The following is a 13,020-nucleotide window of genomic DNA, read 5'->3' on the forward strand; positions in this document are numbered from 1 at the left end:
TTGGTTGTTATTTTTTTCGAAGTATGGGGAGGGGGGCGGCGGAAAGTCAACATCGCGAAAGTCTGGGTCCGTCCTCCACGGCCTGGAACGCAATTGCGAAATGATGCCGCGAAATCGTGCAATCAGTGCTCCAGGCGGCGCGCCAGATAGCGCGCGGTCTTCCCGCCCGCCTTGGCGAGCTGATGCGGTGTCCCCGCTGCGACGATAAGGCCACCCTCGTCGCCGGCGCCGGGACCGAGATCGATGATCCAGTCGCTGTGAGCCACGACATCCATGTCATGCTCGACCACGACCACGCTGTTGCCGGCATCCACGATCCGATCGAGCTGGGCGATCAGCCGCTCGACATCCCGTGGGTGAAGGCCTGTGGTCGGCTCGTCCAGGATATAGAGCGTGTGCCCGCGCTGTGGACGCATCAGCTCGGTCGCGAGGTTGATGCGCTGGGCCTCGCCGCCGGACAGCTCGGTGGCGGACTGGCCGAGGCGGATATAGCCGAGGCCGACCTCGCGCACGACGGACAGCGAACGGTTCAGGGTGGCATCGCCGCGGAAGAAGTCGAAGGCCTCGTCGACGCGCATCGCCAGCACGTCCGCGATGGATTTACCGTCGATCTTCACCTCGAGCGTCTTGTCGTTGTAGCGCGCGCCCTTGCAGGTCGGGCAGGGCGCGTAGACGCTGGGCAGAAACAAGAGCTCGACGCAGACAAAGCCTTCACCCTCGCAGGTGGCGCACCTGCCTTTGGCGACATTGAACGAGAAGCGCCCGGCATCGTAGCGGCGGGCCTTGGCCTGCGGCGTTGCCGCGAACAGTTTTCGGACGTGGTCGAACAGGCCGGTGTAGGTCGCAAGGTTGGATCGCGGCGTACGGCCGATCGGCTTCTGGTCGACGACGACGAGGCGATCGACACGGTCGAGACCGGCGAGGATCTTGCCGCCCAGGGTTTCGACCGTCGGAGCCAGGCTGTCGTCATCCGCATCGGTGGCCAGCGTATGGCCGAGATGCCCGGCCACGGCCTCGACGAGGAACTGGCTGATCAGGCTCGATTTGCCGGAGCCCGACACGCCGGTGATCCCAGTGATCACGCCCAGCGGAATATCGACGTCGAGGCCGCGGAGATTGTTGCGGACCACACCTCTGATCTTCAGATGGCCGTTCGGCTCGCGACGGGTCGTCGGCAGCTTCTTCCGCGGATGCGCGAGATAGCTCGCGGTTCGCGATTGCGCGATGTCGCCGAGCCCTGCGGGCGGCCCGCTATAGAGGATGCGTCCGCCGCCGTCGCCGGCGTCGGGCCCGACATCCACCAGCCAGTCGGCATGCCTGATCACCTCGATCTCGTGCTCGACCACGAAGATCGAGTTGCCCGCGTGCTTCAGCCGGTCGAGCGCACGCAGCAGCGCCTCGGTATCGGCGGGGTGGAGGCCAGCGGATGGTTCGTCGAGCACGTAGACGACGCCGAACAGGTTGGAGCGGACCTGCGTCGCCAGCCGCAAGCGCTGCAACTCGCCCGGGGACAGCGTCGGCGTGCTGCGCTCGCAGGCGAGATAGCCAAGGCCAAGGTCGAGCAGGACGGCGAGGCGTGCCGACAGATCCTCGCAGATGCGCCGGGCGACGACAGCCTTCTCCGACCTGTCCGGCGAAGCCTTCGCGAACGGCTTGATCAGCTCCTGCAATTGCTTCAGCGGCAGGTGCGAGATCTCGGCGATATTGAGCCCGGCGAACTTCACCTTGAGCGCCTGTGGCTTCAGCCGCGTGCCATGACAGGTCGGACAGTCCTGCGTGATCATGAACTGCGCAACGCGGCGCTTCATCATCGCGCTCTCGGACTTGGCATAGGTCTGCATCACGTAGCGCTTGGCGCCGGTGAACGTGCCCTGGTAGCTCGGCTCCTCCTTGCGGCGCAGCGCTCGCTTGACTTCAGCTGCGTCGTAGCCGGCATAGACCGGAACGGTCGGCTGCTCGTCGGTGAACAGGATCCAGTCGCGGTCCTTCTTCGGCAGCTCGCGCCAGGGCTTGTCGACGTCGTAGCCCAGCGTCGTCAGGATGTCCCGGAGGTTCTGTCCCTGCCAGGCGCTCGGCCACGCGGCCACGGCGCGCTCGCGGATCGTCTTGGTGTCGTCGGGCACCATGGATTTCTCGGTGACGTCGAGCATCCTGCCGATGCCGTGGCAGGTCGGGCAGGCGCCCTCCGGCGTGTTGGGAGAAAACGACTCCGCATAGAGCATCGGTTGCCCCAGCGGGTAATCGCCGGCGCGGGAATAGAGCATCCTGAGCAGATTCGAGATGGTCGTGACGCTGCCGACGGACGACCTCGTCGTCGGCGCGCCGCGCTGCTGCTGGAGCGCGACGGCGGGCGGCAGGCCCTCGATGTCGTCGACTTCAGGGATCTGCATCTGGTGGAAGAGGCGCCGCGCATAGGGCGACACCGATTCCAGATAGCGCCGCTGCGCCTCGGCGTAGATCGTTCCGAAGGCGAGCGAGGATTTGCCGGAGCCCGAGACCCCCGTGAACACGACGAGGGCGTTGCGCGGAATCTTGGCGTCGACGTTCTTGAGATTGTGCTCGCGGGCGCCCCGGACCCGGACGAAGCCATCGTCCTGCATCAGGCTCTCGGATTGTCTCGGTCGGTCGTCCATCTGGCTCCTCCGGCTACATCCGGCATTAACGGCAAGATCGCAGGATGGGTCCTTTGATGCCAGCGGGGCAGTTCCGTTCTTCACAAAGCGAAGGCCCGCCGCGTTCATGCGACGGGCCTCGCTCGGGTGTTGGGCTGCCGGCAGCGGGCCGGCCCCGGATGTTATTGCGACAGCTTCACAAAATTCGGAAACTTCATCTTGCCTTCGGCGATCTTCTCGGGCCAGACCACGACCTGCTTGCCGTCCTGCCACTGGAAGACGAGGCCGGTGATCGTGCCCGGGCCGGACTTGATGCCGTGGGTGAACTCGTCGTTCTTGCCGTAGAACTGGATCTGGCCGATCGTGCCCTCGTAGTCGGTCTTCTCGAGCTCGGTGACCATCTTGTCGGGATCGGTCGAGCCGGCGCGCTTGATCGCGTCGGTGATGATGTAGACCTCGTCATAGGCGGTGTAACCGGTATAGGCCGGCGGCGAGCCGAACTTGGCCTTGAAGGCGGCCGCGAACGGTTTTGTCTTGGAGGTCACGGCGACGTCAGGAGTGGCAACCGCCAGCGACGGCACGCCGTCGGCGGCGCCATTGGTGTCCTTCCAGAAGGTCGGGCTCAGCGCCTGCGCGCTGATGCCGAACATCGGGATCGGCACCTGCTGGTTCTTCCACTGCACGGTCGGCTGCACGCCGACATGCGAGATGCCTGTCACGATCACGTCGGGCTTCTTGCCCTCGATGTTGTTGAAGATCGGCGTGAAGTCGGTGGTATCCGGGGAGAAGCGCACATGCTCGACCACCTTCAGCCCCGCCTTGGGCAGGCAGGCCTCGTAGCCGACGTCGAGCGGCTTGGTCCAGGCGGCGTCCTCGCTCATGATCGCGACGGTCTTGAACTTGAGCTTGTCGACCAGGAGGTCCTTGGCGGCGTCGCAGACGAGCTGGGCCTGGGCGGCCGAGGTCAGATAGCCGTGGAAGGTGTACTTGTTCTTCTCGTAGTCGTTGTGGATCGCCTTGGTGATCTCGTTCGAGGCGGCACCGGGGGTGATCAGCGGCATCTTCAGCCGCGCCGCCCAGGGCTCGAGCGCCAGCACGACCTCGCTGATGTAGCTTGCGATCACCGCGGAGACCTTGTCCTCGCTCACCGCGCGCTGGAACGCACGCACGGAGTCGGCCGAGGAGCTCTTGTTGTCATAGGTGACGATCTCGACCTTGCGGCCGAGGATGCCGCCCTTGGCGTTGATCTCGTCGGCGGCGATCTGCGCGCCGCCCGGTGTCGCGGCGCCCGCGATCGACTGCACCTCGGCAATGACGCCGATCTTGATTGGGTCGTTCGACTGGGCGTAGGCGGGCGCGGCAAGGCAGAGCGCCAGCGCGGAGGCGAGGACGCTGCCGCTGAGAACTGAAGGTCGCATGGTCGTTTCCCTTTCTATGCTTTTTGTTGATGTTGACGGACTTACAGAAAATCGGCGCCGGCTTCGCTGGCGAAGCGGGCGGGATCGCCCTCCCAGACGATCCTGGCGTGCTCCAGAACATAGACGCGGTCGGCATGCGGCAGCGCGAAAGTAACGTTCTGCTCGCCAAGCAGCACCGTGATCGCCGTGGTCTGCCGCAGCTTGGTCAGCGCCTTGGACAACTGCTCGAGGATGACGGGGGCAAGGCCCAGCGTCGGCTCGTCCAGGATCAGGATCTGCGGCTGCATCATCAGCGCGCGTCCGATCGCGAGCATCTGCTGCTCGCCGCCCGACAAGGTCTGTGCCATCTGGCCCTGACGTTCTTTCAGGATCGGGAACAGCTCGAACAGCCAGGCGAGCTGCGCGGCGCGCTTGTCGTCGGCGAGATGCTGGCCGCCGAGGTCGAGGTTCTCCCGGACCGTCATCTCGCCGAACAGCTCGCGCGATTCCGGACACTGCACGAGGCCGCTGCGCGCGATCTTTGCCGGACTGGTGCCGCGCAATTTATCGCCGCCGCGCACGATCTCGCCGGTGTAGGGCAGGAAGCCGGAGATGGTGTTGAACAGCGTGGTCTTGCCGGCGCCGTTGAGGCCGACCACGGAGACGAACTCGCCCTCGTGGACGTGGATCGAGACGTTCTCCAGCGCCTGCGCCTTGCCATAGAACACGCTGACATTCTCGACCTGGAGCAGCGGCACCTTATCCCTGAAGCTGGTCTCGGGCCGGGCATGGGTCTCGATGGCGCCGCCGAGATAGACCCGGCGCACGGTCTCGTTTCGCATGACGTCCTCGGCCTTGCCGGTGACGATCTCCTCGCCGAGATACATCGCGAGCACGCGGTCGACGAGCGCGGCGACGCTCTTGACGTTGTGATCGACCAGCATCACCGCGCGGCCGTCGTCGCGAAAGCTGCGGATCAGGTCGGAGAAGATATCAACCTCGGCCCGCGTCAACCCGGCAAAGGGCTCGTCCACCAGCACGACCTTGGGATCGCGGGCGATGGCTTTCGCGAGCTCGAGCCGGCGCAGGTCGGCGAAGGGCAGCGTCGGCGGACGGCGGTTCATAACGTTGCCTAAGCCCACGCGCTCGGCGATCCATTTGGCGCGCTCGACCAGCGCCTTGTCCGGAAACAGCATGAACAGGCTGTCCGGCAAGAGCGCCACCATGATGTTCTCCAGCACCGTCTGCCGGTTCAGCGGCCGCGAGTGCTGGAACACCATGCCGAAGCCCTTGCGCGCGATCTTGTGCGCGGGCAGGCCGGCGACGTCCTCGCCCTCGAAGATCACTTCGCCCGAGGTCGGGCGCTCGATGCCCATCACGCTCTTCATCGCGGTCGACTTGCCCGATCCGTTCGGCCCGATCAGGCCGAAGATCTCGCCGCTGTTGACCTCGAAGCCGAGATTCTTCACCGCCGTCAGGCCGCCGAAACGCTTGGTCAGGCCGCGGACTTCGAGCACGGCGCGGTTTGAAAGCCTCATATCCATCACGAGCGAGCCTCGCGCGAGAGGGCCGCTCCTAAGAAGCCGCCGGGGAAGAACAGCACGACGAGAAGTGCGACCGCCGAGACGATGAAGGTGGCGAGCTCCCCGGTGGGGCGCAGGAACTCGCCGGCGACGATCAGAAAGATCGCGCCCAGCGCCGCACCGAGCACGGTGCGCCGGCCGCCGAGCACAGCCGAGACAATCACGTTGACGCCGACCGCGACGTCCACGACGGTGCCGACCGAGGCAGTTCCGAAGTAGAACACCAGCAGCGCCCCTGATAGTCCCGAGAAGAACGCAGAGACGATGAAGGCCGCGAGCTTGTGCTTGACGATGTTGAAGCCGAGCGCGCCGGCCTGCACCGGGTCCTGGCCGCTCGCCTGCAGCACGAGTCCAACAGGCGATTGCGACAGGCCGTAGAGGATCGCGGCGGAGATGGTCATGAAGCCAAGCGCGATCCAGTAGTTCGTGCCGGCATTGATGCTGATGACGTCGGGGATGGTGAGCCCGATCTCGCCGCCGGTGAGGTCGGCGAACACGACGATGAAGTTCTGCAGCATCAAGACCGCGACCAGCGTGGTCAGGCCAAAATAGGGCCCGCGCACCCGCAGCGCCGGCAGCGCCAGAACGAGACCGGCGATGACGGAGGCGAGTGCGCCCAGCACGATGCAAGCATAGACCGACCAGCCGAACTGGGCGTTCAGGATGCCGGCGGTGTAGGCGCCGACGCCGATCAGGAAGGTCGGGCCGAAATTGACCTCGCCGGCAAAGCCGAACAAGAGGTCCCAGGCCATCGCGAACACGCCGAAATAGAATGCGACGGTGAGCAGGCCGAGCACATAGCCGGAGACATAGAGCGGCAGCGTCGCCGCGATCACGACCAGGGCCAGTGAGATGAAGAACAGGCGCGAGGTGAAAAAGTTCGACATCTCAGCGCCTCCCCAGAAGGCCCTGGGGCCGGATGTACATCACGAATACGAGCAGCAAGAGCGCGGGGATGGTGCGATAGGCCGGCGAGACCAGATAGGCCGTCAGCGTTTCCAGATAGCCGACCACGAAAGCGGCGATCAGCGAGCCGGAGACACTGCCGAGGCCGCCGAGCACGACGATCGAGAACGCGCTCGCGGTCAGCGGTCCCACGCTGTAGGAGCTGACGCCGAGGAACATGCCGAGCAGCACGCCGGCGATGCCGGCGAGGATGCCGTAGATCGCCCACACCACGATGTAGATGTTGGTGAGCTCGAGCCCGAGCAAAGTCACGCCGCGCGGGTTCATTGAGGCCGCCAGCACCGCCTTGCCGGTGCGGGTGCGGTTCACCAGCAGCCACAGCAGCGCGATCACGAGGCAGCACACGATCGCCGTAAAAATCTCGTTGCGCGGCGTGCGCACGCCGAGGATCTCGACCACGCCCTCGACGATCGGCAGCACGGTCTTGGCGTTGTTGGTGAAGAAATAGGCGATCAGCTCCTGGATCATGATGCCCCAGAGCAGCGTTCCCGTGAGGACGAAGATCTCCTTCTCCTCGTTCGGGATGCGCCGGGAGTCCTGGATCGGCTTCACCACCGCGAAATAGGTGGCAAAGGCCGTGAGGAGGGCGACCCCGACGCCGATCAGCGCGCCGGCATAGGTGCCGACGCCGAGGATGCTCGCGGCGGCCCAGGCGGCGACGGCTGCCGCCACCATGATGGCTCCGTGGGAGAGGTTGAGGACGCCCGAGACGCCGAAGATCAGCGTGAAGCCGGTGGCACCGAGGGCGTAGAGAGCGCTGATGGCAAAGCCATCGATCAAGATCTGGAAAGCTCGCATAGATGATTGGCCAGGCAGACGAGCTGCCTCCTTGAGGGAAGGTGCTGGATGGAGCGCGTGTGAATGCTTCCAGGCTCACGCCCGGAGAGCAGTCCCGATCAGCCTGTGATGGGTTTGATGAGGCTCGGAAGCCAGACGTTGGCCTTTGCGTCGGCCTTTGCAACGTCCTTCGGCACGCCGGTCGCGGCCGTGTCGCACGCTATAAGCAACGCAACAGAGAGTCGTTTCTTCATGTTGTTCTCTCCCTTTGAACAGGCCTCTTGTGAGCCATTGTGTCGCGACTATACCGGCGGAGAGTTTCTCGGCAAGTGAAACCGCATTCAGGATTGTGAGAGGCGGACTAAAGTTGAGCGCTTGTGCGTTTTGCGGGCGGGAAAAGATGCGCGACGCTCATTGCGCCGCGCAGGCATGCAGATTCCGTCGATGGGCATGCGTGAGTATCAACGGCTGCGGGCGATCGGCGAGCCGCGATGTCGTCAAGCGTTCAGCACGCTTGAAGCTCCTGTAGCCCGGATGGAGCGAAGCGCAATCCGGGATTCTCACCAATGGGCACTGAGGTCCCGGATTTCGCTTCGCTCCATCCGGGCTACAAGAAAGCGAACTGTTGGCGGTTCAGCGTGCTTGCAGCAGGGATGGATCGAGCGGTGTCAGCCGGGCAGGATCGAATGGCGACAAATCAACCTCGCGCGTTGCGCCGTCGGCGATCAGGCCCGCCAGGGCTTCGCCGGTGGCGGGTGCGTTGAGGATGCCCCAGACATTGTGTCCGGTCGCAACATAGAGGCCCTCGCTGTACGGCACCTTGCCGATCAGCGGCAAGCCGTCCTGCGTCACCGGACGGAAACAGGCCTGCTGCGCGATGATCCTTTCGGGACGGAACAGCGGTGACAGCCGCTCGGACATGCCTTGCAGCCGCGCGATCGCATCAACGTCCGGCGTCACCGCGGCAGGATCGAGCGGCAGCGGTGCGATGTCGGACAGGGCCGTGATTTGTGTGCTGCCATCGGCGCGCGGGAAGACCTCGATCGAGACCGCGCCGCCGTCGCCCTCATACTCCAGGAACAGCGCATCGGCCGGCACGTCGGAGGCGGTGTCGTAGACGATGCTCGGGCTGCGCTGGCCGTAGACGGCCGGCAGGCTCATCCATTGCGCCGCGAGCAGCGACCACGGTCCCATCGCGATCACGACGGCATCAGCCGCGATGACGCGACCTTCGACCTCGAAACCCCTCGCACGATCGCCGTCGCGCACGAGGCCGGTGACGCGGCCGGGATGAAGCTCCGCGCCGAGCGCGAGCGCTGCGTCCATCACGGCCGACGTGAACTTGCGGGGATGAACGATCGCAGTCGTCTTCGTCGTGCCGATGCGCTGTGTGATGACGACACCGTCGCTGAGCCAGCCAAGCGCGGATGGTGCATCCCGGCGCGTGTCACCGTCGGACGCGACGAAACCGCTATAGGCGGTCATCGGCCGGTAGCCCCAGTCACCCGCGATCTCGCCAGGCAGTTGCGCGTGAAGCGCAAAGCTGCGCCGGGCCAGCGCATCGAGCGGCGTGCCGGCGCACCAGTCGCGCGCCAGGAAGCCGCCGGCCTTGCCGGACGCGGCGGCCGCGACATCGGTTCGCTCCACGACAGTCACGTCGATGCCGCGGCGGCGCAGGAAATAAGCCGTGCAGGCTCCGATCACGCCGCCGCCGCAGATCACAACGCGCATGATGGGCTCCCTGGCTCGCGTCAATTGCTGGGGCGCTTTGCTCCCGAGCGGAGACAACCTAGCTCGCGTAACCCCGTTCCAGCGATTGCCGCTGCCGGTGCCGGTCCCGCGCCAGATCGACGAGGCGGGTCAGCAGCTCGCCATAGGGGACCCCCGAGGCTTCCATCATCTTCGGATACATGCTGATCGACGTGAAGCCGGGGAGGGTGTTGATCTCGTTGAAGCAGAACTCTCCGCCCTGCCGGTCGAGGAAGAAGTCGACGCGCGCGAAGCCACTGCATTCGAGCGCCGCAAACACCCGCGTCGCCAGCGATCGCACGCGCTCCATCTGTGCTTCATCCAGCCTGGCCGGAAGGTCGACCCGAGCGCCGTCAGGATCGAGATACTTCGCCTCGTAGGAATAGAACTCGTGATGGGCGTTGGGGTTCAGCTCGCTGGCGAGGCTCGCGAACAGCGTCTCGCCCTCGAGCACCGCGACCTCGATCTCGCGCGCGTCGATGCCCTGCTCGACCAGCACCTTGACGTCATAGCGAAACGCATCGTCGAGCGCGGCTGCGAGCGCATCCCAATCCTTCACCTTGTGAATGCCGACACTGGAGCCCATGTTGCACGGCTTGACGAAGACCGGAAGGCTCAGGCCCTCGGCCGCCTTCGCAAGCGATGAAGATCGGTCCTGCACGAAGGCCTTGCGCGTGAGCACGCGATATGGCGCGACTGGAATGCCGGCGAATTCAGCGAGCCGCTTGGCGACATCCTTGTCCATGCTGACGGCGGAGGCGAGAACGCCGGATCCGACATAGGCGACGTCAGCCAATTCCAGCAGGCCCTGCACGGTGCCGTCCTCGCAAAGCGGGCCGTGGATGACCGGAAAGACGACGTCGATTTCGAGCGGGTCCATTGTCCCTGCGGAAATCGGCATGAGAGCGACGCGTCCATCAGGTTCTCTGGCAAGCCTTATCTCCGGCGCGTTGGGCAGGATCGGCAAGGACGTCGTCTGCGCCTGATCGAGCGAGCGAAGATCGTTCCATTGCCACCGACCTTCCTTGTCGATGGAGACCGGGATCACCTCGAAGCGGGTGCGGTCGAGATGCCTGAACACCGAGGCCGCCGATTTCAGCGAGACCTCATGCTCGCCGGACCTGCCGCCATAGAGAACAACCACGCGAATTTTGTCTGCCATGGCTCAATTATCACGCGCGCTGTCCGGAAGTCACGTGCTGCCTGCGGAAGGCCAAGGCGACTACAACCCCGGTGATCTCGCCGCCCAAGCCTTGGTGGCCTGGCAGCTTTCCATCGCTCGGGCGTAGGCAGGGCGTGCCGTCGTGCGAGCGAGATAGTCCCGCTCGGTAGAACCGGGGACGTAGTTGCCAGTTCGCAGGCCGAGCAGGAGCGCGTAGCTCACCGAGATATCGGCAGCAGTGAACCGGTCGCCGGCGAGATAGGGGCAATCCGCGAGGCGGCGGATAACCAACCCCAGCCGGCTCTCGAAGGTCTCGAGTGCCCAGCAGGTAACCCGGACATTTCGCTCGGCTTCGGGCGCCAGTTGACGACCGACAAGGACGGCATTCATCGGCCCGGCGAGCCCGGCCTCGCCTAAGTGGAGAAATTGCAGATAGGAAGCGAAGGCGGGATCATCAGGGGCGACGGCAAGCGAACCTGAGCCGTGGCGGGCGAGCAGGTACTCAAGAATCGCGATCGATTCGACCATGATCGTCTCGCCATCCTGCAGTGCGAAGCCGGCGGGGTTGATCGCGAGGAAATCGCGATCCTTCTCTGCTGCCAGCAGATCGACCGGCCGCAGCCGATAAGCCAACCCTAATTCCTCAAGCAGCCAAACGACACGGAAGCCACGACCTTCGCCATAGACGGTGAGCATAGTTAAGCGTTCCTAGATTGGGTTGGACGAGGTCATTGGACGGGCGGTGACAGTCACTTCGTTATCCCGCTGAACGATCGGCTTCATAGTTGAGGCGCCAGCGGGGGTGCGCTGACGCCTCGTCGCATTCAGCTTGCATCGTTCAGCCCGGCCCCGCGCCTTGCGTCGCCGTATACACCGCATAGAGCGACTGGCTCGCGGCCATGAACAGGCGGTTGCGCTTGGGGCCGCCGAAGCAGACGTTGCCGCAGACTTCCGGCAGACGGATGCGGCCGAGCAGCTTGCCTTCCGGCGACCACACCGTCACGCCGCTGTAGCCGACGGCGCGGCCGGCGTTGCTGGAGGCCCAGAGATTGCCGTTGACGTCGCAGCGCAGGCCGTCGGGCCCGCACTTCACGCCGTCGATCACGCAATCGCTGAACTTCTTGAGGTTCGAGAGCTTGTTGTCCGTGCCGACGTCGAAGACGAAGATCTCGCCTTTGCCGCCGGGCCCGGTATCGCCCGGTCCCTTGCCGGTCGAGGCGATGTAGAGCTTCTTGTAGTCGGGTGAGAAGCACAGGCCGTTCGGATCGGGCACCTGGTCCTCGGTGACGACGAGATCGATGCGGCCGGAGGGATCGATGCGGTAGCAGTTGGTCGGCAGCTCGCGCTTGCCCGGCACGAAACCGGCCGGCTGTCCGATCCGCGGATTGAGCTTGCCGCCCGCATTGCTCGGACCGCCCGCGACGTCAGGCTCGCCTTCATAGAGCTGGCCGCCATAGGGCGGATCGGTGAACCAGTAGCTGCCGTCGGGATGCGCCGCGATGTCGTTCGGCGAGTTCAGCCGCTTGCCCTGATAGGAATCTGCCAGCACCGTGGCGGTGCCGTCATGCTCATAGCGCGTCACCCGTCGCGTCAGGTGCTCGCAGGAGAGCTGCCGGCCCTGGAAGTCGAAGGAGTTGCCGTTGGAATTGTTGGAGGGCGAACGGAATACGCTGACGCGGCCGTCGTCCTCGGTCCAGCGCATTTGCCGGTTGTTGGGAATGTCGCTCCAGAGCAGGTACCGTCCCTGTGCGCTCCACGCCGGACCTTCCGCCCACAACAGGCCGGTATAGAGGCGCTTGATCGCGGTGTTGGGCTGCGCGAGATCGTTGAAGGACGGATCGACCGCGACGATGTCGGGGTCCCAGAAATAGGTGGTCGGCGCGCCGTTCGGGCCGAAATCGCGTGGCGGCGTCGTGATCGTCGTCGGCGGTGCGGCAGGCCCCGTTTGGGCCAGCGCGGGGCCGGCCATTGTGGCCGCGGCGCCGAGCGCCAATCCCCGGACAAGTGTTCGTCGTGAAAGCGCAGCATCCTGCGCACGCTGCTCCTGCTCAGGAGCCTCCTGGCGTGTCATCGCGTCCTCCCGGTCGTGTTCGGCTGGCCGGTTGATCCGGCCAAGCGAGGCGAAGGTTAGTCCGGTCCGCGTCAGGTTGCGAGGGCAGGTTCGCAGCCTCCGCGCGATGCCGCGAGATCGCCGCAACATTGCCGCATTGCGGCTGCGCGAGCTGCAGGGCGACAATTCGCCTCGCCCGCGGGCTGTTAACCGGGGCCGGTTTTGGGGTCTGTCAAGCCTTGACCTCGCGCGCGATGCTGGCAGAACGGTGCGCGGGGCAATTTCCGGAGTTCACTGTGTTAGCCGTTGTTGCACTGGTCATTGCGCTCGCCGTCGCGTTCGCCGCCGGCTATTTCACCCGCGATCGTGTCTCCCGCAAACGTCGGGCGGAGGCGCAGCGCTGGCGCGAATATAGCGAGCCGGGCTGGTTGCGCGCCGCCGCGCCCGCCAACACCAACGAAGCCGCGAATTCCAACGCAGTTGCGAAGGTAGCCACCGGCGAACTCGGGCAGATGCTGGATCGCTGGGAGAGCAGGGCCCGCGCCCGCCGCGCGGGATAGCGCGACGTTGCTTCCCAGTTCGGATGGAGCGAAGCACAATCAAGCCGGGGCCTTTGTATCGCAAGGACGCGGAGGCTATCGCGAACTCTCCTGCATCACCGTCACCCCGCGCGAGCGCTTAGCGCTCGTCGCTGGAGGTGCGCGCCTCGCGGCGCGATTGCGCC

The 13,020-nt window shown here is 65.2% G+C and carries 11 protein-coding genes; 1 reads left to right on the forward strand and 10 read right to left on the reverse strand.

Annotated elements, in window-relative coordinates; genetic code table 11:
- Nucleotides 1-122 precede the first annotated feature (122 nt).
- The 10 genes from uvrA to N2603_RS13230 form a co-directional block, all read right to left on the reverse strand.
- Nucleotides 123-2,633, reverse strand: a complete 2,511-nt coding sequence (uvrA, locus tag N2603_RS13185; protein ID WP_260389123.1) for an excinuclease ABC subunit UvrA — start codon at nucleotides 2,631-2,633, stop codon at nucleotides 123-125.
- Between the two features lie 161 nt (nucleotides 2,634-2,794).
- Entirely contained in the window at nucleotides 2,795-4,030 is a 1,236-nt protein-coding gene (locus N2603_RS13190; protein WP_260389125.1) for an ABC transporter substrate-binding protein, read from the reverse strand.
- Nucleotides 4,031-4,071: 41 nt separating this feature from the next.
- Entirely contained in the window at nucleotides 4,072-5,553 is a 1,482-nt protein-coding gene (locus N2603_RS13195; protein ID WP_260424191.1) for an ATP-binding cassette domain-containing protein, read from the reverse strand.
- Nucleotides 5,553-6,479, reverse strand: a complete 927-nt coding sequence (locus N2603_RS13200) for a branched-chain amino acid ABC transporter permease (protein ID WP_260389126.1) — start codon at nucleotides 6,477-6,479, stop codon at nucleotides 5,553-5,555. The genes N2603_RS13195 and N2603_RS13200 overlap by 1 nt, the downstream gene beginning before the upstream one ends.
- Before the next feature lies 1 nt (nucleotide 6,480).
- On the reverse strand, nucleotides 6,481-7,356 hold the full coding sequence (locus N2603_RS13205; RefSeq protein WP_018640780.1) for a branched-chain amino acid ABC transporter permease: 876 nt from the start codon (nucleotides 7,354-7,356) through the stop codon (nucleotides 6,481-6,483).
- Between the two features lie 98 nt (nucleotides 7,357-7,454).
- Entirely contained in the window at nucleotides 7,455-7,589 is a 135-nt protein-coding gene (locus tag N2603_RS13210; RefSeq protein WP_260389127.1) for a hypothetical protein, read from the reverse strand.
- A gap of 379 nt (nucleotides 7,590-7,968) precedes the next feature.
- Nucleotides 7,969-9,066: an NAD(P)/FAD-dependent oxidoreductase gene (locus N2603_RS13215; RefSeq protein ID WP_260389128.1), complete on the reverse strand. Its 1,098-nt coding sequence runs from the start codon at nucleotides 9,064-9,066 to the stop codon at nucleotides 7,969-7,971.
- 58 nt (nucleotides 9,067-9,124) lie between these two features.
- On the reverse strand, nucleotides 9,125-10,246 hold the full coding sequence (locus N2603_RS13220) for a D-alanine--D-alanine ligase family protein (RefSeq protein WP_260389129.1): 1,122 nt from the start codon (nucleotides 10,244-10,246) through the stop codon (nucleotides 9,125-9,127).
- Between the two features lie 60 nt (nucleotides 10,247-10,306).
- Nucleotides 10,307-10,942 (reverse strand): glutathione S-transferase family protein, encoded by a 636-nt coding sequence (locus N2603_RS13225; protein ID WP_260389130.1) that lies wholly within the window; start codon nucleotides 10,940-10,942, stop codon nucleotides 10,307-10,309.
- A gap of 142 nt (nucleotides 10,943-11,084) precedes the next feature.
- Entirely contained in the window at nucleotides 11,085-12,317 is a 1,233-nt protein-coding gene (locus tag N2603_RS13230) for an SMP-30/gluconolactonase/LRE family protein (protein WP_260389131.1), read from the reverse strand.
- Nucleotides 12,318-12,592: 275 nt separating this feature from the next.
- On the opposite strand from N2603_RS13230, the gene N2603_RS13235 reads away from it, so the two are divergent.
- Nucleotides 12,593-12,856 carry a hypothetical protein gene (locus N2603_RS13235; protein ID WP_018640774.1) on the forward strand — a complete coding sequence of 88 codons (264 nt, stop codon included), beginning with the start codon at nucleotides 12,593-12,595 and terminating at the stop codon, nucleotides 12,854-12,856.
- The last annotated feature ends 164 nt before the right edge of the window (nucleotides 12,857-13,020 follow it).

It is taken from the genome of Bradyrhizobium huanghuaihaiense, assembly GCF_025200885.1.
GTDB lineage: Bacteria > Pseudomonadota > Alphaproteobacteria > Rhizobiales > Xanthobacteraceae > Bradyrhizobium > Bradyrhizobium huanghuaihaiense.

Excerpts from the sequence above, each read along its gene's own strand:
- N2603_RS13195 (WP_260424191.1), bottom strand. The coding sequence starts at position 5,553 with ATGGATATGAGGCTTTCAAACCGCGCCGTGCTCGAAGTCCGCGGCCTG.
- N2603_RS13210 (WP_260389127.1), bottom strand. The coding sequence starts at position 7,589 with ATGAAGAAACGACTCTCTGTTGCGTTGCTTATAGCGTGCGACACGGCC.
- N2603_RS13225 (WP_260389130.1), bottom strand. The coding sequence starts at position 10,942 with ATGCTCACCGTCTATGGCGAAGGTCGTGGCTTCCGTGTCGTTTGGCTG.
- N2603_RS13205 (WP_018640780.1), bottom strand. The coding sequence starts at position 7,356 with ATGCGAGCTTTCCAGATCTTGATCGATGGCTTTGCCATCAGCGCTCTC.
- N2603_RS13230 (WP_260389131.1), bottom strand. The coding sequence starts at position 12,317 with ATGACACGCCAGGAGGCTCCTGAGCAGGAGCAGCGTGCGCAGGATGCT.
- N2603_RS13200 (WP_260389126.1), bottom strand. The coding sequence starts at position 6,479 with ATGTCGAACTTTTTCACCTCGCGCCTGTTCTTCATCTCACTGGCCCTG.
- uvrA (WP_260389123.1), bottom strand. The coding sequence starts at position 2,633 with ATGGACGACCGACCGAGACAATCCGAGAGCCTGATGCAGGACGATGGC.
- N2603_RS13215 (WP_260389128.1), bottom strand. The coding sequence starts at position 9,066 with ATGCGCGTTGTGATCTGCGGCGGCGGCGTGATCGGAGCCTGCACGGCT.
- N2603_RS13190 (WP_260389125.1), bottom strand. The coding sequence starts at position 4,030 with ATGCGACCTTCAGTTCTCAGCGGCAGCGTCCTCGCCTCCGCGCTGGCG.
- N2603_RS13220 (WP_260389129.1), bottom strand. The coding sequence starts at position 10,246 with ATGGCAGACAAAATTCGCGTGGTTGTTCTCTATGGCGGCAGGTCCGGC.